The following is a 23868-nucleotide window of genomic DNA, read 5'->3' on the forward strand; positions in this document are numbered from 1 at the left end:
GTAATCAATTACTCTACCTCCGAACGGATAAGGATTTTTCAATGGCTGCGGAATATACACCACCAAAAATTTGGATTAATGATACTGATGGCGGTAATAAATGGGCGAATATAAATAGTCCAGAATCAGGAGCGAGGCATGAGAAAACGCTTCCAGTAGGTGAGCACTCTTTACAGCTTTATTCATTAGCCACACCAAATGGACAAAAGGTGACGATTCTTTTAGAAGAACTATTGGCGTTAGGTATTAAAGACGCTGAATATGATGCGTATTTGATCAACATTGGTGAAAGTGAACAATTCTCATCAGGGTTTGTTGATGTTAATCCGAATTCAAAAATTCCAGCGCTAGTTGATCATTCTATTGACCCTGAATCTCATGTTTTTGAATCGGCCTCTATCTTAGTTCACCTTGCCGAAAAGTTTGGTCAGTTTTTACCAAAAGAAGGCAGTGCAAGAACACAAACGTTTAATTGGCTATTTTGGGCACAAGGCTCAGCCCCATTCTTAGGGGGTGGTTTTGGTCATTTCTATGCGTATGCTGATGAAAAACAAGAATACCCAATTAATCGTTTTTCAATGGAAGCTAAGCGCCAATTAGACGTCCTTGATAAACAACTCGCGACGAATATGTATGTTGCTGGTGAAGAATACAGCATTGCAGACATGGCGATTTGGCCGTGGTATGGCAACTTGGTGCTAGGTAATTTGTATGATGCCGCTGAATTCTTGCAGGTAGAGAGCTATACCAACGTACTACGCTGGGCAAAAATGCTTGAAGCTAGAGAAGCGGTGCAACGTGGACGCATTGTAAACCGTTCATGGGGTGAAGAGTGGGAGCAAGTACCAGAGCGTCATAGTGCAGAAGATATTGATATGGTGTTAAACAAGAAGCCAAAATAATCACTGTTACGTTATATAGATGAAACAAAGGCGACAGCATAATACTGTCGCCTTTGTTTTTTTATTCGCATTTATTTAGTTAACTACTTTATTTAAATGAATCAGAGAGGTGATTACATTTCAAATAAGAAGTAATAACCATAACCAACCACAAAAGCAGGAACTGCTGAGTAGAAGGTCGCAACCATTGCCGCTTTTGGTGCTAGTGCAATCGCAGGGAAAAGTGCATCACCATCATTTGATATTGCATTTGAAAGCTGTGCAGACATTGGCATTGCTCCAGATAGATATAGGCTTGTGACTAAAATCTGAGGACCACAACCCGGTAATAAACCAATAGCTAAACCAATTAAGGGCATCCACATACCGTAACCTAAGAATACTGTGTGTAAATCGATATCTGAAAAGTAGGTAGTCAGCTCAAAAATTAAGAAAGCCACAATCACCCAAGCTGAGACAAAGTTAGTATCTTGCGCGGCTTTTTGAATTGGATGAGAAGTCACACATTTATTGTCTTCTGAAACCGTTGACTGATAGTCACTGATCTCTTTTGTTAATGACCATAACAACATACTACCAATCGCTAATACAGCACCTATCCATTCAATCGTGTGATCAGGAACATGAAGCAATTGGTTAATATCAACTTGGAAAGAACCTAATACTGCAACGATAGTTGCAGGAACGAGTACCCATTTCCAAAATGCACCTTGTAGATTAATTGCTTTAACTTGTAAACAGGGTATGTCGCGTTTTGGTTCTATTATTTCTTGAGCTTCTGGTCGTAAAAAATCATCTTCATGTAAGGCGTTTACGATGATGCCAGATACTGCACCGACAACCACACCTAACGCCATCACACCAAATCCGACTTTAGGTTGCGCTGCAATCAATAAGAAAGCAGCATCACCCATAGTTGCTGTTAAAACAGCAACTACTGACCCAAACCCCACTTTACCGCTGATGTATTGCGTAGTCACTACTATTGCACCGCCACAACCAGGTAGAGCACCAAGTAAAGATGAAAACACTACTTGGTTAGTTCGAGATTTATTATAAAGTGCAGTAATACGGTTGGTTTTACCCATGATATTTGATAGGTAGTGGTAAATCACTAAAGTAAAAGCAACATAAGTTGAAACGGCCCAAAATGCATCAGAAAGAGTAGTTACCGTAATTGTACGAGTTGTTTCCGCCGCGACTAACGCGAGTAATGTAATAGGCAATAATAGACGCTTGTGTTGCAGTGAGAACTGCGAAAACGAGAACGATTGTGAAAATAAATTAGTAGTTATCATAATAATAAAGCCATTAGTAAATGCGAATTATTATCAGTATATGCAAATGAGAATTATTATCAACTATCATTTTGATAGTTTTTACCGATGAATAAGTAATTAACAATCAGTAGAGCTGTTTTTATTAATTGCTAGAATAAAAGCCTGAATAGATATTTGATTATAGAGAATAGTTAATTAAAAGTACGTTAATGTTAAATAAAAGTTGTGATTGTGCGCTTGTTTGATGAGATCAAATGCTGCTGACTGGGTTTAATTTGCTACTATCAGCCAAATAGATTGAGTCAAAGAACTCAATACGCGGAAAAGAACAGTCATGAGGGAATATATGAAAGCAGTTGAAGCGAATTTTGATGGTCTTGTTGGGCCAACACATAACTACAGCGGTTTATCGGTAGGGAACATCGCCTCTAAAAATAATAAATCTGGCGCATCAAATCCAAAACAAGCAGTGAAGCAAGGTTTAGAAAAAATGAAAGCCTTGCATGATATGGGCTTTGTTCAAGGGGTATTAGCGCCACAAGAGCGCCCAGATATTCATACTCTACGTCGTTTGGGTTTTTCTGGATCAGACGGTGAAGTATTGCAAAAGTCTCATCAGTATTCACCTCAATTATTAGCGGCGTGCAGTTCTGCATCAAGTATGTGGACAGCCAATGCGGGCACTGTCTCTCCAAGTGCTGATACTGTTGATGGCAAAGTTCATTTTACACCAGCAAACCTCATTAATAAGTTTCACCGTTCAATTGAAGATGAAGTAACGGGTAATATTTTAAAAGCCACCTTTGCAGATGAAAAACATTTCGCTCATCACGAAGCTTTGCCTCACAGTGATTACTTTGGTGATGAAGGCGCAGCAAACCACACTCGTTTTTGTAATGACTATGGCGAGCAAGGGGTTGAGTTTTTTGTTTTTGGTAAGAGTGCCTTTAATGACCGTTATCCTGCTCCGAAAAAATACCCAGCACGTCAAACATTAGAAGCGAGTGAAGCAATAGCAAGAACGCACGGTTTACGTGATAAATTCACTGTCTTTGCGCAACAAAATCCGGATGTTATTGACCAAGGTGTGTTCCATAATGATGTTATTGCTGTCGGTAACCGAAATACATTATTTTGCCATCAACACGCTTTTTTAAACCAAGAACAAGTGAAATCAGATCTAAGTGCTTCCTATGGTTTAGGTTTTAATGTTATAGAGGTACCAACAGATAAAGTCTCTGTTCAAGATGCAGTAGAAACGTATTTGTTTAATAGCCAATTAATCACTAAGTCAGATGGTACAACCTTAATCATTCTTCCACAGCATTGTCGTGAGAATCCAAGAGTATGGGCATACTTGAATGAACTAGTGGATCAAAACCGTGGAATTGATGAGTTACATACCTTTGATTTAAAACAGAGTATGCAAAATGGAGGGGGACCAGCTTGCCTCCGTTTACGCGTAGTATTAAATGAAGCAGAGCAAAAAGCAGTAAATCAACATACGTTAATGAATGATCAATTGTTTACAACACTTAATCTGTGGGCTGATAAGCATTATCGAGATCGTATTGAAGATAAGGATCTTGCTGATCCTCAATTGCTACTGGAGTCACGTGCTGCCTTAGATGAGCTAACACAAATTATGCACTTAGGATCAGTGTATCCTTTCCAAAGATAAATCTCCGAAATAAGGCCTTAAAGTCGTTTCTTTCAAACTAAGCTAGTTAAGGCCCTTGTGTATATATAAAGGGGTTTACATTGTAAATCCCTGCTATAGCTTTATGTACGTGTGATTTAGCTAATTCGCTTGCACACTCATTAAGTCATCAATGAAGTAATTTAGAGCACGTTCTTCAATGGACCTGATTTTTTGTTGTTGTGCTTGAGTCAGCATGTGATACATACTGGCTGCGCCAAAATCACCAAAGATAATATTTGCCTCTTCATCAAATAAAGTGTTGTGCGCGTATAAGTCGCCATGACAGACTTGGTTATCATGAAGGTGTTCAAATACGTTACGCATTTCTGCAACCATCTTATTGATGTGTCCTAATGATAAGCTAAACCCTTCAGGAAAAGTATCACGCGTACAGCTTTCTAAACTTGGTGGTAAACCTAAGTTTTTGTAATGTGGTGGGATCAAATTCATTATTAAGGCTAAGTAATTATCTTCATTTACTTGCGCTAAAGATTGCACCAAACTTGGATGATTACCGACTTTTAAGCATGCTTGTAATTCATCTTCAGGGTAACCATCACTTGTCACTTCGCCCTTAAAGACTTTAACCGCAATCTCTTGTGGAAAATTATTCTGCTCTTTATTCCAATGTGCTTTAGAAATTACGCCAGAAGCGCCTTGGCCTAATACGTTTTCTAAGGTGTAACTTGAAGACGCAATACTTGGGACTGATTTTACTTTTAGATCAGATTTACAGAATGGATTACCTGCAAAGGCAAACCACGCCAGTTTTGGTAAGTTTAGCAATTGCTCTGGGCATTCAATTAATTGGTTTGCTGAAATACGTAACAACTCAAGATTGTGTAACTGAGATAAGTTAGCAGGTAGATCAGTTAAGTTGTTACCCGCTAATGCTAACTTTTGCATTAAATGACAATTACCAAGAGTGTTAGGCAAAACGTCGATTTGGTTATCCGTCAAGATTAACCAACGCAACTTAGGTGGAAATGCGTTTTCAGGTACGCTCTTAATCTGGTTTGCTTTAAAGCCAATCATTTCCAAATGTGGAAGTGTAGCTAAAACATCAGGAAAAACAGTAAATGGGTTATTCGAAGCAAAGAAGATTCTTAGCTTGGTTAACTGGATAATTTCTTCTGGTAGCGTAGTTAATTGGTTATTCGATAAATCTAAGATCTCTAAAGAATCAGCCAAAGATAAAATTTCTAATGGAAATTCGGTTAGGTTTTCACTTAATTGAAGTCGAGTGATGCCTTGTAATTCACCTGATTTTAACTGCGCTAATGTATGCAAACTAATTTACCTATTGTCGTTTATATATGAGGCTTATTGGAAAGTGTCATTTGAAATGAACAGTCTCAAAATTTAGCGCTGATTGTACGGTGTTTAATACTATAAATCTAATATAACGAGTTGGTTATAACCTATATAACTTAGGAGTCATTGGCTCACAACTTGGCATCGTGTATCGTCACTTTGTAGTGGTAAAAATATTTATAATTGATGTGGAGTAAATGGTGTACTTCAAATAATGTGGGGAAGTACGAGAGATATTTGGAATAGAAAAGCAGCCATAGCGTTAGGATCATTCACTTCGTACTCAACAGCAATAGCTGAAGAAAGTCATGATGACGTGCAAGATATACCAGCTCTTCTGGCGGTATATATACTCATTTCTCTGATGGTGATCATCGAATTGAAATTAGCTACCAATTTTAATGATAATTCTAATTATTATAGTTTAACTTAAAATGACTTACTGTATTGGTAAGAGCTTAAATTAAATATCTTTGATTATTCAGTTTATCTGAATAGTTAATTCATAAAAAACACCATTATAAAACAATCACCAGATGAATATAATAACTTAAAACTACAAGGTAAATGATATTGGTAATGTAGATTTATCGATATGATGTTTAATATTTTTATATTTACTATTAGATATAAAAATCTATAGCGCATATGGTATTAATTATTATCAACAACAACTTGTATCTTTAAACTAAAGACTAAGAAACTTAAAGGAAGGAAATGTTACCCACAAAAAAATCGTATTCAATCGCATTAGTACTGACACTATGGCTTGGTCCTATTGGGCTTGCCTATTCATCAATTGAATTATCAATAATTTTAACGCTCCTTTCGCTTGCCTTTTTACCCAAAATTATTGTACTTGTATTTTGTTGGTTCGGATCTACTTTATTGAGCTTCCATTATGTTGGTAAATATAATTATAAAATAGAAAGAGAGTTAGAAAGTATTGAATTTAGTAATGATTTATAATTACAGTTGAAATCAATACTATTTGCCAAGCTCATGCTCGTTTTTAATCATAATGTATTAAAACGAGCATTCTTATTTGTATTGATGAGAGTGAGTAGTGTGATTTCAGTTAATAATTATCATTCTAATAACTTATTGCTTCAGCCATTGATATAATAGTTTTTGTCTTTGTTACTCTTGTTATCCTTTCTCTTCTTTTTATTTCTTAAATAGGTATATCACTCTGGTCATACCTGTTCGTTTGCTTGTTTTATGCTCCAGATCTTCTTTTTGATATTCTAACACGCATTTTCTGTGCTCGAATGCTCATTTTGACTTTGATGACATATCAATTATTAATAAAAGGAGTACATTTCTGGCTGCTTAACGTGAATGCTGTAAACCTACTTTAATAATAAATAACGAAACAAAGGAATGAATCATGGCGAATAATGAACAACATACATTACTTGGACAATGCATCGCTGAATTTATCGGTGCTGGTTTATTAATCTTTTTTGGCGTCGGCTGTGTTGCCGCTTTAGTATTAACTGGCGCAGAGTTTGGTCAGTGGGAAGTTAGTATTATATGGGGCATAGGTGTTGCGATTGCCATCTATTGTACTGCGGGCGTTTCTGGAGCGCATTTAAATCCTGCTGTAACCATTGCATTAGCGGCGTTTCATGGATTTGATAAAGCAAAAATAATTCCTTATATCATTGCTCAAGTGTTAGGTGCTTTCTGCTCCGCGGCATTGGTTTATGCTTTATACAGCAATTTATTTTCTGATTATGAAATTGCAAATGGTTTCTTACGTAGCAGTAAAGAAGCACTATCTACAGCCGGTATCTTTTCAACTTATCCACATCCTTCTTTATCGATACTAGGCGCATTTGCGGTTGAATTTGTCATTACTGCGGTTCTTATGTTTGGAATTCTTGCTTTAGGTGATGAGCATAATGGTGCAGCCCGCGGTGCAATGAATCCACTTCTTATTGGTTTACTCATTGCCGTTATTGGTGGTTCTCTTGGTCCTCTAACTGGTTTTGCAATGAACCCTGCTCGTGATTTTGGTCCAAAACTATTTGCTTACTTAGCGGGGTGGGATTATGCATTAACGGGGGCAAAAGAAATTCCTTACTTTATCGTTCCAATTTTAGCGCCAATTGCTGGTGCATGTTTCGGTGGTTGGGCGTATCCAAAAATGATTGGTGCTTATTTACCAAAAGCAGGCCATGGTTGTACAATTCCAAATCAGTGTGATGTGGAAGAAGACACTAAAACTGCTGAAGTTTAATATAATAAAATAACAATTATCTCCCTACGAATTTTACACACAAAAGGACTCCATCATGACTGAGCAAAAATACATTGTTGCACTTGACCAAGGAACTACTAGCTCTCGTGCCGTCATTCTTGACCACGATGCCAATATTGTCAGTGTTTCTCAGCGTGAATTTACTCAGATTTATCCTCAAGCAGGATGGGTTGAGCATGATCCACTCGAAATCTATGCAACACAAAGTTCGACGTTAGTTGAAACCTTAGCGAAAGCGGGGATTCGCAGTGATCAAATTGCTGCGATTGGTATTACTAACCAACGTGAAACGACGATTGTTTGGAATAAAGAAACGGGTAAACCAGTCTATAACGCCATTGTTTGGCAATGTCGTCGTACTGCAGATACGTGTGAAAAACTGAAAGAAGCAGGTCTTGAAGAATACATTCGTGAAAATACAGGTTTAGTTGTTGACCCATATTTCTCAGGTACAAAAATTAAATGGATTCTTGATAACGTTGAAGGCGCTCGTGAAGACGCAGAGGCGGGTAAATTATTGTTTGGTACCGTTGATACATGGCTTGTTTGGAAAATGACGCAAGGACGTGTTCACGTTACAGATTACACCAATGCTTCTCGTACCATGGTATTTAATATCAATACACTGCAATGGGATGAAAAACTGCTGAAAGAGTTAGATATTCCACTTTCAATGATGCCTCAAGTTAAATCATCATCAGAAGTGTATGGCGAAACAAACATTGGTGGTAAAGGCGGTACGCGTATTCCAATTGCAGGTATTGCAGGGGATCAACAAGCCGCACTTTATGGTCAAATGTGTGTAGAGCAAGGTCAAGCGAAAAATACGTACGGCACGGGCTGTTTCTTGCTGATGAATACAGGCAAAGAGAAAGTAACGTCTCGCAATGGTCTATTAACGACACTAGCATGTGGTCCACGTGGTGAAGCGTCTTATGCACTTGAAGGTGCGGTATTCATGGGAGGAGCATCGATTCAGTGGTTACGTGATGAAATGAAATTACTGGCAGATGCAAAAGACTCAGAATACTTTGCAACTAAAGTGGATTCATCAAATGGCGTGTATGTCGTTCCAGCCTTTACTGGCCTTGGTGCTCCATATTGGGATGCATATGCTCGTGGTACGATTGTGGGTCTAACGCGTGGTTGTGGTTCTAACCATATTATTCGTGCAACGCTAGAGAGTATTGCTTATCAAACACGTGATGTTATTGATGCGATGCAAGCAGACTCAGGTATTAAGTTATCAGCACTCCGTGTTGATGGTGGTGCGGTTGCCAATAACTTCTTAATGCAGTTCCAATCGGATGTATTAGATGTTGCAGTTCACCGTCCAAAAGTAACCGAAGTGACTGCTTTGGGTGCTGCTTACCTTGCTGGTTTAGCCGTTGGATTCTGGGGTGGCCTTGATGAACTGGCTGGTAAAGCCGTAATTGATCGTTCGTTTGAACCTCACCATGATGAAGATAAACGTAATCAACGTTACCGTGGTTGGAAACGCGCAGTAAAATGTGCTCAATCATGGGCAGAGCTACACGACGAAGAGTAATTAATCTAATTTGATGATTAATTAAACGAAAAGGAGTGCATTTTATGTGCTCCTTTTTCTTTTCCGAACTTTGTTTGATATATATCACGCATATTTACGTCAAAAATTTCATTCCTTATATTTTCTTTAGTACACTGATTTGAGTTGAAAAATATAAGTCATTGATTGATCGAAATTAGGGGAGTAATTCGTGAAGCAATTATCAAGACACCAAGAAATCGTAAACCTTGTGCAACAACATGGATATGTCAGCACTGAAGATTTAGTGGAGCAATTCAAAGTCAGTCCACAAACCATTCGTCGTGATTTAAACGAACTTGCTGATGAAAATAAGATCCGCCGTCATCACGGTGGTGCAACCATTCCTCTTAGCTCTGTAAATACGGCTTATACTACGCGTAAAGTGATGCAGTTGAATGAGAAAGATACTATAGCAGAAGCACTTGCAAAGCATATTCCAGACGGTGCTACGCTATTTATCGATATTGGTACAACGCCAGAGTCAGTCGCAAAAGCATTGGTGAAGAATCATAAAGACTTACGTGTGGTTACTAATAATATCAATGTAGCTATGATCTTAATGGCTAATCCAGACTTTAAAGTTATCCTCGCGGGTGGTGAAGTTCGTAATCGTGATGGTGGTATTGTGGGCGAAGCAACCCTCGATTTCATTAAGCAATTCCGTTTAGATTTTGGTATTTTAGGGATCAGTGGTATTGATTATGATGGCTCACTATTGGATTTTGATTACCACGAAGTTCGTGTGAAAAAAGCGATCATTGAGAACAGTCGCAGCGTGTATCTTGCCGTTGATCATACTAAATTTGGTCGTAATGCGATGGTGAACTTAGGCAGTATCACAGAGCTGCACATGATCATTACCGATCAAGAACCACCAGAAGAGATTGTAACTATCTTAAAAGATAATGAGATCCCTTATGAAGTAATTTCAAAGTAGCCCTCATTTCTAATAAATAAAAAATCCCTGTTCTTGATTAAGATCAGGGATTTTTTTGTATCTCCATCACACTAAATGTTCGAAATCGAAAATATAAAGTGACTCAAAACGAAAGTTAAGCTATCGTGTTTTTATCGTAATTAATGTTCGTTCGCTCATTATGAGTCTTTGAGGTCACAACTATGAATAATGGAAACCAAACACACACAACCTGCGCTGTTTTAGATTTAATTGTAGTTGGTGGTGGTATTAATGGGGCGGGGATTGCAGCTGATGCTGCTGGTCGAGGCTTAACTGTGGGTTTATATGAAGCATCAGATTTTGCTTCTGCGACGTCATCTGCAAGTTCAAAGTTGATCCATGGTGGTTTACGTTATTTAGAACATTATGAATTCCGTTTAGTCTCTGAAGCGCTCGCGGAGCGTGAAGTATTGCTAGCAAAAGCACCACATATCGCTAAACCGATGCGTTTTCGTTTGCCTCATCGCCCATTTTTACGTCCCGCATGGATGATCCGTGCTGGCCTTTTCCTTTACGATAATTTAGGTAAACGAACTACACTTCCTGCAAGTCATTCAGTTAACCTCGCGGCTTCTGGCCTGCTAAGACCGGAAATGAAAAAAGGGTTTGAGTATTCTGATTGTTGGGTTGATGATGCGCGTTTAGTGATTCTTAATGCTATGGCTGCTGAAAAAAATGGAGCAGAAGTGAAGAACTACTGCCGTGTTGAAAAAGCAATACGCGTTGATAGCATTTGGCATGTGACTATTTTTGATGAGCAAACGAATACACGCTTTGAACGTAAAACTAAAGCGCTTGTGAATGCTGCAGGTCCATGGGTAAAACAATTCTTTGATGATAGCCTAGAAGAAGAATCACCACGGAATATTCGTTTGGTTAAAGGTTCTCATATAGTTGTACCAAAAATACATAATGAAGAACAAGCCTATATTCTACAAAATAAAGATAATCGCATTGTTTTTGTTATTCCTTATATGGAAGACTTTTCAATTATAGGAACAACGGACGTTGAATATCAAGGCGACCCGAGAAAAGTAGAAATATCAGAAGATGAGGTAAACTATTTAATTGATGTTGTGAATCAACATTTTGTTGATCAAATCCAACGTAATGATGTTGTCTGGACTTATAGTGGCGTGCGTCCATTGTGTGATGACGAATCTGATTCTCCTCAAGCGATCACTCGTGATTACACTTTAGAGTTAGAACAAGAGTTAGATCAAGCACCTTTATTGTCTATTTTTGGTGGGAAATTAACGACATATCGAAAATTAGCAGAAACTGCAATGAAGATGCTAAGTCCATACTTTATGAAGATAGGGACGTCGTGGACCAAAAATGTAGCATTACCGGGTGGTGATTTTGATTATCCACGTAAGCAGTTAGTAAATAATATCTGTAGTAAGCACAAATGGTTAGCAGAAAAAACAGCAACGCGCTATGTGAACCAATTCGGTACTTTAGTTTGGACATTATTAGAAAATATCACTTGTGAAGCTGATATGGGAATAAAGTTCTCAGAAGGCGTTTATCAAGCTGAAATTGATTATTTAATACAGTATGAGTTCTCTCAGAAAGCAGAAGACGTGCTATGGCGTAGAACGAAGTTAGGTTTGTATTTAAATGATGAAGAGAAAAACGAATTGACGGCTTATATAGAAAATACGGTCGTAAATAAACACAACATACAGCTTAAAAAAGTAGTTTAAAAAGGAGCAGCCGATTATGGCTGCTTTTTTTAGGAATGATAATAACCAATATAGGAAATATTCATTTCATCATTGAAGAAATACCCTATATTTTCAGATATAGGGTAAAAGTAACTATAAGAATTATTACCCATTTTTTTAAATAGCTGATTATAAGCGTACGTTATTTCATCATTTCTCACTATTCCAAACTGTAGTCGCCCTGAAGTTATGTTATTTTCATCATTGTTTTTAATCACAAACTTTTCAATAGTTTTATCTTTTATTAATGTAACATGGTTTTGTGATATATACCCATAACCACCAGAATAACCAGATTCTTTGATAAATATTGTTTCTTTTGTATTGTAATTATTTTCATTTATTTTGATTATGTCAGTGTTAATGTAAAGATTACCTTGATATTTTTGGTTAAACAATGATTTTAGATTAATTTCAGTAGATAGTGATATCGAATTGGTTAAATTATTTACAGGGATCTTTTGTTTTTTATCAAATTTAATATCATTGAATAATTTAGCTACGTCTATTTTTTTTGAATTATCTTTAAAGTAAATCTTATTGTATATTTTAATGCATTTGTTTTTTTGTATTTCACAAGCAGATAAAGCGATGAAATTATGTTGATTATTGATAAAGTATTTAATGTTATTTTTGGTTTTTATTTGTGATAGGTCTAATTTTTCTGACGTAGATGTAACGATAATATTTTGTATTTCTTGTTTGAATTTAAATGACTTTATTTTTTCTTTTACTAAGTAGATATCTATTTGATCTAAGGAAATTAATGAAGTCATTGTTAATAATAGAAGAAGTAGGAGCAATGAGTTCTTCTTTTTTTTCTCTTTGTGGTAGGGTTGCGCCGCCATATAACCCTTTCCTTTAATCGTTTTTATAGGGTCAAAGCCATGCGGTTTCATTTTCTTTCTAAGCAGAGAGATGGCTTGAGGTACTGCAGAAGTATAGCAATTGAGTTCTTTTCCCCATGAATTATTGAGAATCTCTTCTTTTGTAAAGATTGTTTTTGGATTTTGTATCAGAAGATAAAGAATATTTATTTCTACTGAATTTAATTTTATTTCTTTATTCCTTTTTGTAATGATTTTCTTCTCGTTGAGAAATAATGTGAAATTATGATTTTTAATTATATTAGACATTTTTAAACCTATGTTCTATACGACTCATGATTCTCAAATATGATATTGAAAATGTCTATAATATAGTTGAATTATTTTTAGATTAAATTGGTTATATGGGATATTTCTCATTTTATTTTTTAGTTTTCATTTTTTTGTGTTTTTTTATTTTTCATATGATCCTACGTATGTAATTATATATTTATTAAATAGGTAGGTGGCGATATGGAAAAAATAACCTTAATATGTAATTCAATGCAGTCATTTATGGACCTTTGTGAAAATAACCTTGTCCAATCGTGCTTTGTGCATTGTACTTTTATTGTTGGAATAAGTGATTTTAAGTGGATGGAAAGGGAATTGAAATCAAAAAATGGTAATGAATTATCAGTAAGGAAATTGGTTAAAGATGGTGTTAATTAAATCGTATTTATAAACACAGAAAAGAAGTGCTTGGCAAATGTCTGGATAGGAGTAATATCAAAAAATAATTAATCATGAGATAGTAAAATGAAACTTAAACTTCTTTCAATGCTTATCGCCTCTTGCGTTGCTTATTCTGCTAGTGCCTGTACTGGTATCTCTCTTTCGACAACTAATCATGATTATATTCAAGCGCGAACGATCGAGTGGGGTCAAAATGACCTCAATAGTAAATTGATTGTGTCTCCTCGTGAATATACATATACCTCTATTATGCCAGATCAGAAGAAAGGACTTGAATGGAAGTCTAAGTATGGATTTGTTGGTATTTCAGTGAGTGATGATCGCTTTATTGCTGATGGGGTAAATGAAAAAGGATTAACCGCAGGTTTATTCTATTTTAAAAACTACGGATCATTAGATACATACGATCCTAAAGACACAAAAACAACCATTACAGATATGGATTTTAATCGCTGGATGTTATCGCAATTTAAAACGGTTGCCGAAGTAGAACAGGCGTTAGATAAAATTAAAATTATCCCAGTTTATATTGATGCGAAAGGTGTTCCATCACCAACAGCACACTGGCGCGTTGCAGATAAACAGGGAAATAACATTGTTATTGAAATTATGAATAACGGTGAAATTAATATCCATAAAAATACAGCGAAAGTGTTAACTAATGCGCCTGATTACCAATGGCAGGTTACAAACTTGAATAATTACATTCATCTAACTCCTGGTGTTAGCAAAGGGCAGAAGATTAATGATGTGAATGCCTTTTCATTTGGTGTTGGTTCTAGTTTCTTAGGGCTACCAGGAGATATCACGCCACCCTCTCGATTTGTTCGTGCGGCTTTTTATGTTAACTCAGCTCCAGAAATAAAAGAAAGTGATGCTGCTGTATCTCAAGCCTTTCATATCTTAAATAATTTCGATATTCCTATTGGCAGTGAGTTTAATAGCAAAGCGCATATTCCTAATCTACCAAGTGCAACTCAGTGGACCTCGGTTGTTGATCAGACTAACGGATTGTTTTTCTATAAAACGATGTATGATAGTACGATTAAAAAAGTCGATTTAAATAAACTTACGTTTAGCGGGAAAACAGAAGAAAAACGCTCATTAGATGCAGGTAAGTTCCATGCTGAAGAGGTTATTCCTCAACTTTAAGTTTGATGTACGATTAAAAAATAAGCCTCTTTATGAGGCTTATTTTTTATGATTATTGCTTACGCTTTCTTTTGTTTATATACATCTGTTTATCTGCGTTATCTAATGCAGTCTTAATGTCATTATTAATCAACGATACACCAAATGAAAAAGATAAAGGCAATGATTTTTGTTTGAAATACAGTTCGAAGTGAGAACGTATACTGCGCATTTTAGTGCTAATGTCTGTAATTGAAGAGGAATCAAAACAAAGAACAAATTCATCCCCACCAAATCTAATTAAAAGATCTTCTTTTCTCAAATATTGATTAATTAATCGAGCGCCTTCTTTAAGTTGTTTATCCCCAAACTGATGGCCATGCTCGTCGTTAATACTCTTAAATCCATCTAGATCAATAAATACCATTATATTGTAAGAGTTTACATCAATTCTATCTAATTTTTCTTTTGTAAAACATCCGGTTAATGGGTCAATCGATGTTTGTGTATTCTGGTTATCTTCATAAACAAAAGTCATAATAAAAGTGTTATCAAAATACTTTATTTTTTGCCTATAAGTATGAAAACTAGTAGTTTGAGGCCCAACTTCAATCGTTTCATTTGATATTAGAATATCTGATTTTTTATTAAGTAGTTGTTGATCAAGCTGTAAACACGTTTGATAATCGGGAAAGCGAGTAAGAACTTTATCGACTGTCATACCAACTAGGTCGCATTCTAGATAATCTATGTGTTTTTTATTATTGTATATCGCTACACCATATTCATCTCTTAGAATAAAAAGACAGTTACAGTGCTTCATTAAATTGGTTGTAAATAAAATCGATGGACTTTTTATACCATCGAGTAATTCTTGATATTTTTGATTAAGAGCATGGAGATCGAATTTATTATAATCGATCCCTAATAGATTAAAGGGGTCTTGTGGCTGTAATTCATTCAAGGCGATAGTCAGTTCTTCATCATTCTTGGCAATGTTGAGGTTATAAATAAAGCGATCAATAGGAGGTGTAATTGAGTTTGATTGATTATTTGATTGTGGTTTTCTTGATTCAAAATTCTGATCAAGGTCAGATAAAGGTAATGGGTACGAGAGGTGATAGCCCTGCGATATTACCGAACCAAAAGATTGAATTAAATTAAGTTGATTGACGTTTTCAATGCCTTTTATTACAACGGTATTACCTAAAAATTTATTTAGCTTATGGTAGAGAGAGCGTAAGAAACAAAAAGACAAATAATCATCATTAATCGCACTAATTAAAGAACGGTCAATTTTAATATAGTCAAAATTCAACCCTAATAATGGGTCTGAGCTAACACATTCTATACCGTAGTCATCAAGTGTAAAAAGAACACCAATGTGACGTAAGCGCTTCATATGAGAGCGTATTTTTTCTAGATTAAAGTCCTTATTGTTGAAGTTAAGTTCTAAGGTAAAGCCTTTATGCTGCGAAAATAATGCTTCACAGTAATCAATAAAAGATTCTGATTCTAAGCTTTCTACTGATATATTAATTGAAATATGAATATGATCGTGATTTCGTAAACTTAGCTTATCTGAAATAACGTGAGAAATGACTTCTTTATCAAAACCTTCTTTGTCTTCAATTTCAGAAATGAAATGAATAGGCAATTCATCAGAGTATCTGATTCGTAATAATGCTTCATAAGAAACAATAGACCCTTCGAAAAAATTCGGCTGGTAAATGAAGTATTTATTCTCAAGCATTATTATTATCACATCCCAAGTTGTAATTGGCGTTAATTTATCATGTTCAATAAATTGAGCCTATCTGAACCCAAGTTCAAATTGAGATGAATGTCACATTTACAAAATGAAACAGTGCGATAAAAAATATAACTATTGATGATGTTATCAAATTTAATTGAAATTAGGCGTTAATGTTAACGTCACCTTGTTTTTTATCAGATTTATTTTCCATTAATCGTGTGGCTTGTTGAATGTTTACCTCTAATAAATTGATAAGTTGTTGGATATCATTCAATTTTGGGAGCATACCCATTTTCGCATCTTTTTCGATAGAACTTGCACTTTCTACAAGACGATGAGCATCAAAATTTCCTGCCATTCCTTTTATTGAATGCGAATGAAGGCGGATATTATCGATGTCTTTCTTGTCGTAAGCGGTGATTAAAGAAGTAATGCTCTCTTCTGAGGTATTGATAAATGAAGTTAAAAATTCATTTCGTATTTCTATATCATCCCCACAAATTTCAATAAGAGGTTCTAATGTTAATTCGGCTTCAGTAAGGGCTAATGTGGTAATTTTATCTTTTGAGTATCGTTTTAACTCTATAATATTTGTTTTTGGTTGGTGGCTAGATTTGTTTCGTTCAATTTTTATCTTGTGATGATTGATCGCATCTAGAAAGCTTTGTTCTTGAAGAGGTTTAGTTAAAATATAATTGGCACCTGCGGCAATAAAATTATCATGAGCTTCTTGGAAAACATCTGCAGTACAAGCAAAAATGACGGTTGAGAGTTTTAATTTATTTCTGATAATTTGTGTTGCTGTTATACCGTCCATGATTGGCATATGGTTATCCATGATGATCAAATCAAATGAACTCTCTTGTAATATATCAAGCGCGATCTGACCATTTTCCGCGATGGTGACTTGGTGTCCTAAACGTTGACAGAACATTTTCGCAACGAGTGCATTTACCTTGTTATCTTCTGCAATCAATATTGATAAATTAGTTGGCGTTTTAGTTTCTTCAATATTGGTTCTCGGTGAATGATCTTTATTTTCAACGGTCGCTTGTTTAATGCTTGTTTCAAGAGGAATAACGATTGTAAATGTCGTTCCTTTTCCCTCTGTGCTATTAACGGAAATGTCACCTCCCATAACATCAACCAGCTGTTTGACTATCGCTAGTCCTAACCCTGTGCCACCATATTGCCTAGTCGTTGAAGACTCCGCTTGAATGAAAGGGTCAAAGATTTTCTCTAAGCGTTCTTGTCGTATCCCTATACCGCTGTCTTTGATTTGTATGGTAATACCTGTTTCTTTTTTTACGGTTAATGTGTGATTGAAAAGCAAAGTAATCGAACCATCATGAGTAAACTTTACTGCGTTGCTTATCAGGTTAAAAATGATTTGTCGGATCCGAGGTTTATCACCTTTAAACACAGTGTTAGGGCCTATTTCATTGTTAATAATTAAATTAAGCCCCCTGTCTTCACAAATGGGTATGTAGGTACTGGTAATAGGGTTGATGACATCTTTGAAATTAAAATCTTCGCAATTTAATTCGAGTTTATTTTGTTCAATCTTAGAAAAATCAAGAATATCATTTAGTAAGGAGAGTAGGTGGTCACCAGACTCTAATAACACATTAATTTGTTTGTGCTGTTCTGGATCTTTTATATTACTTTCTATAATTTGTGCCATACCAAGAATACCATTTAAGGGCGTTCTCAATTCATGACTCATGGTTGCTAAAAAAGTAGATTTGGCTTTATTTGATACTTCAGCTTGCTTTGCTGCATCGGCTAGATCTATTTCCAGCGCTTTACGTTTAGTTATGTCTCTTTCAACGGCGATAAATTGCTCTAATGAACCTTCTAAATCAAAAGTTGGGGTAATCGCAATATCTATCCAATATTCAGTTCCGTTTTTATGGTAATTAACTAATTCGGATTCTATCGATGCCCCGTTTTTGATAGCTGTAGAAATCCGGTTAATATCATCTTTTGATGTTTTTTCACCTTGTAGAATATTTCCCGGTTTTTTACCTAAAACTTCATTTAATTGATACCCTGATAAGGTACAAAAGCTTTGGTTTGCCCATGTTAAAATGCCATCTTTGTCAGTAATTAAGATTGCGTCATGAGCATGTTCGGCAACCAGTGCAAGCTTTGATTTTTCTTTTTCAGAGTTAAAAAGGTCCCGTTTTATAACTAATGTTTGTCGTAAACGTTCACGTAACTGAAGATAAAAATAGGCAGCAATGGCACAGATAAAAAGTACCACGGTAATAAACATGTGGTTTTTTATTGATTCGGCCTGAGATAACCAATAGCTATTTTGCTGTGTAAGCATTTGTTTTACATTGTTGGTAAATATATCTTTTTCTTTATTTTTACTTTCGACTTTAATTCGTTCACGGAAGGCTATGTAATTAGATAGGCTTTTAAATTCAGGTTGTGTCTTTAGGTAACGACTAGGAGGGGACTCCATTAAGCCAGTTAATGTAAATTGTGAAACATACAGTTTATCTTCGAGTGCAGGTAAAGTGCTTAATAGCTTTTCTTCCAGTAATAGCGTTGTTAGTGCTGAGTACTCATATGAAACCTTTAATCGAAGTGATGTCTCTAGATCGTTAATAAGGGTGGAGGCACCAACTTGAGTATTTTTTGCGTAGCTAATCGCTTCATCGCTACTAATCAGAAAGCGTGATAACCAATGTGCTTGATCGTTTTCTAAGCGCTCCGATAGAAAAGAAGCTTTTAGATCGGCATTAACCAATTGTGATGAGTAAACGTCATAGGCTTTATTGTCTTGATGATTAAAATAATAGAGATTTTCTCTAGATTGAATGAGGCTGTCAGATAGTGACAAATAAGCACGTTGGTATTGATCTACCAAATGACTTTTAGTGACAATCAACGATAAATACACAGCAGAGCAGGTGATAAATACAATAAGCATTAAGCTGAGTTGATTAGTGTTTATTAATCTCATTGAATTAACTCCTCTAAAGCAGCGGGTCTTGGCGCTGTTAAGCTGTTTAAGAAGGCGCTGATTTCTACAACAGTCATTGGACTTAACTCTTGTCCTAACTGAACGCGAGCCATAATGATAATGGCTTCTTCAAGAGTTTCTGTTTTTCCATGATGGAAATAAGGGGCAGTAATCGCAACGTTACGTAGACTAGGGACACGAAAAACATGACGGTCATTGATGTCTCCTGTGATATCAAATCGTCCAAGATCGTCTTTTACAGAATCTCCAAATTGTGTTTCTAATGCGGTGAGGTTACCAAATTTTTGAAAGAGGTTACCTCCCACGTTTTGACCTTGATGACAAAATACACAGCCTAATTGTTGGAACTTATCCCAACCATTAAGTGCGATTTGAGATATTGCTCGTTTATCGCCTTTTAAATAATTATCGAACGGAGCGTTAGGTGTATTTAGTGTTGTCATGAAAGTTACTAAGGCATTTTTAATGGTCTTTTCTGTAATATCACCATTGTATTCTTGTTTGAAACGCTTGGAATAATGCTCTGAAGAGGTGAGAAACTGAATGATGTCCGTCCAATTACTGTCCATTTCTAATGGGTTATGGATTGGGCCATCAAGTTGTTGTTCTAAACTTGCAGCACGACCATCCCAGAAAAAGCGAGTATTTAAACTGATATTAAATAGTGTTGGGGAGTTGCGTGGCCCTTCGCCATGAACCCCAATCGAAGAGGGAATAGACTCGGCACCGTTAGTAAAAATGTGGTGGCACGATTCGCAACTCACTTGTCCATTTGAAGATAATCTAGGATCAAGGAAAAGCTCTAAGCCTAACTTAGCTTTGCTTTTTTCTTTAATTTCTACCTCGTTGATGGCAGTAATGGCTTTAGAAAACAGTTCATTACTTTCAATCGTTTGTGGATGAGAATTAGAACCCCAAATAGGCTCTTGAAAAGAGAAGTACAAATAGATACTACAGACACTGATTATAATAAGTGGGATAACCCAGCGAAACGGTAAAAGATGCACTATTAGTTTTCCTATTAGATTCCTTTCATTTGAAAAGTATAGGATAAAGAATCACGTCTTTATGTAGAAAGTTCCTTTTATTAAAAAGGACAGTGATTTTTCTTATATTTCTAGTCTCATTTTCATCTGGGTATTCAGAAAACAAGAATGATCCTTTTAAATGGGAATTTATACCTAAAATATTCTAAATTAAACCTGTTCGGTTTTATTTAAATTATTGATTAATAATGTTTTATGGTTTTAATTGCTTGTTGTGGCATTACGCATGGTTAAATAAATCGTTTACACTGCTTTTCCTTAAAATTAGAGGTATAACTCAATGAAAATAAATGAAAGGAATAAGAGTGGAAGTAAAGTTAATTATAGAAACTCTAAAGACCATTTTCATACTGTGTCAAATGTATTAAGTGACGAAGAAATTGCTTTTATTGAAGGTGTTTTTGGAATGCAGTTAATTGAGTTATATGGAATTAATAATTAATAAAGCCAAAAGGAAAGTAAGTTTGACTCAATTAGAACGCATTTTTATGAATCTTCAATTAAGATATCAAATACTCATACCAGTAGCGATCGCCATCTCTATTATGGCGTTATCGTCAAGTGTGATCATTCAAAGCTATCATAAATTATCAGCAAACTCATTAGCCATGGATTACAATTCCATTGATAGTGCAAAGCTCACTTATGCACAAGAAAAACTACTTCATCTCCGTATTATTACAAGTCGTGCTTTAGGTAATCCTAATTATTTAAAGTCAGCTGATAAAGAATTCATAGAAACAAATCGAGCCGTTCTTCAATTATTATCTGAAGTGAAAGCATCCGCTAATGTCACGACATCTACGGATGAGTTTCAAAGACGTATGACAGAAGTTCAGGTATTGATTGGGAAGTATGGTGCTGATTTACAAAAAGTTAAATCGGACTATGAGCAGATGGATATCGCTTGGATGTCTCTTCCTTGGATTAGTGATTATATTGATCAAGCGAATAATATAATAATGGCAAGTAATGTCAGCTTAGAAGAAGAAACAAGATGGGCACAAATCCGTCAAGCGTTGTACTCTTCAAGTACAAAAATCATTGTAAGAATGTCATCAGTGCATTCTTTGGATTTACTGCCACAATTTGAAAAAGATCTCATCGAAAATTTTAATATCGCATTTACTGAAATTGAAAAGCTGAATAATAAAGAAGCTAAAAAGGTGTTAGAGCAAGGTTTTAATACGTATTCAGCGATGAATGGAATGCTGTGGGAAAGTGGTCGAGGAATTCTTCAATATAGCGATAATATTGTCGCATCAGGTACGAAAGCAGATGACATTTTAGCAAAGACGTTATCTGAGTTAATTCAACGAACTCATGATTTAACAGTAGGTTCAACCGGTTTAATTACTGACAGTGAATCTATGCTGTTGGCATCGCTAACTTTCATTATTCTGTCTTCGACCTTAACTGGTTGGTTTGTTGCAAGAATCATTATTAAACCCATTTTACGTATTCAGGATCAAATGGCGTATGTGGCGAAAGGTGATTTGACTGATATTATCAATTATCAAGGTACTAATGAAGTTGGAACCCTTTGTAAATATACTGATGATACTGTTAGGAATCTACAGACGTTAATTTTTGATTTGAGGAATGTGGGTGATGAAGTGTCTTCAGCTTCAACTGAACTCGCTGCAGTTATGGTTGAAAGTGAAGCTAATGCGAATGATCAAAAAGGGCAGGTAGAACAAATTTCTACAGCAGTCACTGAGTTATCTGCATCTGCAATGCAGGTTGACGCTTCAGCTAACCAAGCTGAATTAAGGGTGAGAGAAGTATTAGATTTAACGTTAACGGGATCTAAAATTGCTAATGAGAGTGCACAGTTAAGCCATTCTTTAGCAATGCAAATGGATGTAACTTCAGAAGAAGTGAACGTACTTAAAGAACAAACAGATAAGATAAGTGAAGTCATCACTGTTATTGATTCTATTTCTGAACAAACTAATTTACTGGCTTTAAATGCGGCTATTGAAGCTGCTCGTGCAGGGGAAAGCGGACGAGGCTTTGCCGTTGTTGCGGATGAAGTTAGAGTGTTGGCTGCAAAAACTCAAAAATCGACACAGGATATTCAACGTATTATTGATAACCTTCAGCAAAAATCGTCTGATGTTGTTACTTCTGTTTCTGATTCAATTAAGATCATTCATGAAACCACACGTATGAGCCAAGAAACTAATGAGCAGTTAGATAATATATCGGTGGCGATTGACATGATATCGCAAACGAACTCAGAGATGGCAAATGCTGCCAATGAACAGAGTCGAGCTATTTCGTCTATTAGTGAAAATGTTAGTACCATTAGTGAAAGTATTAATCAAAATGTAGAAGGAATAAAAGAGACTGCTCAAGCTAGTAATCATTTGTCTGAGCTATCTGAGGGACAGAAAGCGAAGCTATCATTTTTTAATGTATAAATTGTCTTAATGTTAGGGGGAGGGTTATCCTTCCCCCTTAGATTTATTTATGTTCAAACATAAGTAGAGATGTTTTAGTATCTTCAAAATAAGTGAAATTAGTATTTTTACTTATTGGGTAAATATGGGCATAAAATGTTTTTATTGGGCCATTAAGTAATCGTGGATAGGCATAAAGTTGAGTTTGATCTTTGATTATTCCGTGGTGTTCACGACCAAGTTTAAAATTCGTTGTTTTATTCATATTACTTAGCAGTGCGAAATATTTATCATTCTCTTTATGAAGATTGATAGTTAAATCTGATGAGTATCGATAGCTTCCCTCGTAGCCAGACTCAGTAATGAAGATAGAAAATTCACTAATGAGTTTCTCATTACGCTCCGTTTTAAGGTCGTAGTATAGATAAGCGTGGCCTGAATAATTGTCATTATCTAATGCGCCAAGATCAACACTGCTTTCCACCTTAAATTCATCATCTATTTGATGGGCAGCCAATAATTTAGGAGGGGTGTAGTCAAAGTATACTTCTGATAAATAAGGAGTTATGTCTTCTGGTGTGTTATTTTCGTTAGTAAAGAATAGTTTGTTATAGATAGAGCGACATTGTCCATCTTCTAGTTTACAAGCTGAAATACTTAGATTGCATTTTTGTCTATTAATATAATAGTAAATATCAGTTTTGATGACATTGTTATCAAATATTACTGGCAGTGAATTACTTGGTTTGAAAATATTAGGTGAATGCTCTACAAGCTCTTGAACTATAGGCTTTTTAATTATGTAATCGTCATATAACATATATGAGATGACAGTGCAGGTTAAAAAAGCAACAAATAAAGCCCATATTTTTATGTTAGGTATTTCAAATGAGTTGGTTTTTTCTGTCGCTTTATATCCTTCGCCTTTTATCGTGTCAATTATATCTATATTATGTCGATGAAGCTTTTTTCTTAACAGTGAAATTGTTTGTGGAACCACACTGACGTAGTTATCATTTCTATTCCAGGCATAATTCAGTATGTCTTCTTTGCTGTGTGTAACATTATGATTTTTAATCAAAAGAATGATTATTTTTAATTCAATGTCTGTTAGTTGAATCGTTATTTTCTTTGTTGATATACTCTTCTTTTTTATGTTAAGAGAAATGTTATTATAGTGAATGTTGTTTTGTTTTTTAACAAAAGGCTGCTTTAACATTGAGATAAATAAATGACTACTATTTGAAA

17 protein-coding genes are annotated in these 23868 nt (G+C 35.5%); 10 read left to right on the forward strand and 7 right to left on the reverse strand.

The window, feature by feature from the left end:
• Positions 1-41: 41 nt before the first annotated feature.
• Positions 42-902: a glutathione-dependent disulfide-bond oxidoreductase gene (gene yghU / locus BTO23_RS13155; RefSeq protein WP_105063740.1), complete on the forward strand. Its 861-nt coding sequence runs from the start codon at positions 42-44 to the stop codon at positions 900-902.
• 113 nt (positions 903-1015) lie between these two features.
• Here the strand turns inward: yghU and BTO23_RS13160 are convergent, their stop codons facing one another.
• Complete coding sequence (locus BTO23_RS13160) at positions 1016-2200, reverse strand: putative manganese transporter (protein WP_105063741.1); 1185 nt, start codon at positions 2198-2200, stop codon at positions 1016-1018.
• Positions 2201-2528: 328 nt separating this feature from the next.
• Between BTO23_RS13160 and astB the strand changes: the two genes are divergently transcribed.
• Positions 2529-3863, forward strand: a complete 1335-nt coding sequence (gene astB / locus BTO23_RS13165; protein ID WP_105063742.1) for an N-succinylarginine dihydrolase — start codon at positions 2529-2531, stop codon at positions 3861-3863.
• A 120-nt stretch (positions 3864-3983) separates the two neighbouring features.
• Here astB and BTO23_RS13170 read toward each other — a convergent pair whose 3' ends face one another.
• Positions 3984-5174 carry a leucine-rich repeat-containing protein kinase family protein gene (locus BTO23_RS13170; RefSeq protein WP_061003682.1) on the reverse strand — a complete coding sequence of 397 codons (1191 nt, stop codon included), beginning with the start codon at positions 5172-5174 and terminating at the stop codon, positions 3984-3986.
• A gap of 741 nt (positions 5175-5915) precedes the next feature.
• On the opposite strand from BTO23_RS13170, the gene BTO23_RS13180 reads away from it, so the two are divergent.
• The 5 genes from BTO23_RS13180 (at position 5916) to glpD (ending at position 11701) form a co-directional block, all read left to right on the forward strand.
• The gene (locus BTO23_RS13180; protein WP_061003684.1) at positions 5916-6167 is read left to right on the forward strand and encodes a hypothetical protein; all 252 of its coding nucleotides are present in this window, start codon (positions 5916-5918) and stop codon (positions 6165-6167) included.
• Between the two features lie 421 nt (positions 6168-6588).
• A complete protein-coding gene (locus BTO23_RS13185) occupies positions 6589-7443 on the forward strand; it encodes an MIP/aquaporin family protein (RefSeq protein WP_060992198.1) in 855 nt (284 codons plus the stop codon).
• Positions 7444-7498: 55 nt separating this feature from the next.
• Positions 7499-9013 carry a glycerol kinase GlpK gene (glpK, locus tag BTO23_RS13190; protein WP_060992199.1) on the forward strand — a complete coding sequence of 505 codons (1515 nt, stop codon included), beginning with the start codon at positions 7499-7501 and terminating at the stop codon, positions 9011-9013.
• Positions 9014-9203: 190 nt separating this feature from the next.
• Positions 9204-9971, forward strand: coding sequence for a DeoR/GlpR family transcriptional regulator (locus BTO23_RS13195; protein WP_005422126.1), 768 nt, complete (start codon positions 9204-9206; stop codon positions 9969-9971).
• Positions 9972-10153: 182 nt separating this feature from the next.
• The gene (gene glpD / locus BTO23_RS13200) at positions 10154-11701 is read left to right on the forward strand and encodes a glycerol-3-phosphate dehydrogenase (RefSeq protein ID WP_105063743.1); all 1548 of its coding nucleotides are present in this window, start codon (positions 10154-10156) and stop codon (positions 11699-11701) included.
• Between the two features lie 29 nt (positions 11702-11730).
• Here the strand turns inward: glpD and BTO23_RS13205 are convergent, their stop codons facing one another.
• Entirely contained in the window at positions 11731-12858 is a 1128-nt protein-coding gene (locus BTO23_RS13205) for a winged helix-turn-helix domain-containing protein (protein WP_105063744.1), read from the reverse strand.
• A 489-nt stretch (positions 12859-13347) separates the two neighbouring features.
• On the opposite strand from BTO23_RS13205, the gene BTO23_RS13215 reads away from it, so the two are divergent.
• Positions 13348-14436 carry a linear amide C-N hydrolase gene (locus BTO23_RS13215; RefSeq protein ID WP_105063745.1) on the forward strand — a complete coding sequence of 363 codons (1089 nt, stop codon included), beginning with the start codon at positions 13348-13350 and terminating at the stop codon, positions 14434-14436.
• 52 nt (positions 14437-14488) lie between these two features.
• On the opposite strand, the gene BTO23_RS13220 is transcribed toward BTO23_RS13215, so the two are convergent.
• The 3 genes from BTO23_RS13220 to BTO23_RS13230 form a co-directional block, all read right to left on the reverse strand.
• Complete coding sequence (locus tag BTO23_RS13220; protein ID WP_105063746.1) at positions 14489-16168, reverse strand: GGDEF domain-containing protein; 1680 nt, start codon at positions 16166-16168, stop codon at positions 14489-14491.
• A 163-nt stretch (positions 16169-16331) separates the two neighbouring features.
• Entirely contained in the window at positions 16332-19148 is a 2817-nt protein-coding gene (locus BTO23_RS13225; RefSeq protein ID WP_105063747.1) for a PAS domain-containing hybrid sensor histidine kinase/response regulator, read from the reverse strand.
• The gene (locus tag BTO23_RS13230) at positions 19145-20176 is read right to left on the reverse strand and encodes a cytochrome-c peroxidase (protein WP_245922108.1); all 1032 of its coding nucleotides are present in this window, start codon (positions 20174-20176) and stop codon (positions 19145-19147) included. Before BTO23_RS13230 ends, BTO23_RS13225 begins: the two co-directional genes overlap by 4 nt.
• 319 nt (positions 20177-20495) lie before the next feature.
• Here BTO23_RS13230 and BTO23_RS21360 point away from each other — a divergent pair, with 319 nt between their 5' ends.
• The gene (locus BTO23_RS21360; protein ID WP_170066744.1) at positions 20496-20657 is read left to right on the forward strand and encodes a hypothetical protein; all 162 of its coding nucleotides are present in this window, start codon (positions 20496-20498) and stop codon (positions 20655-20657) included.
• Positions 20658-20679: 22 nt separating this feature from the next.
• The gene (locus BTO23_RS13235) at positions 20680-22641 is read left to right on the forward strand and encodes a methyl-accepting chemotaxis protein (RefSeq protein ID WP_245922109.1); all 1962 of its coding nucleotides are present in this window, start codon (positions 20680-20682) and stop codon (positions 22639-22641) included.
• A gap of 43 nt (positions 22642-22684) precedes the next feature.
• Here BTO23_RS13235 and BTO23_RS13240 read toward each other — a convergent pair whose 3' ends face one another.
• Positions 22685-23839, reverse strand: coding sequence for a winged helix-turn-helix domain-containing protein (locus BTO23_RS13240; protein WP_105063749.1), 1155 nt, complete (start codon positions 23837-23839; stop codon positions 22685-22687).
• Positions 23840-23868 lie beyond the last annotated feature (29 nt).

The sequence above is a fragment of the Aliivibrio sifiae genome (genome assembly GCF_002954715.1).
Lineage (GTDB): Bacteria > Pseudomonadota > Gammaproteobacteria > Enterobacterales > Vibrionaceae > Aliivibrio > Aliivibrio sifiae.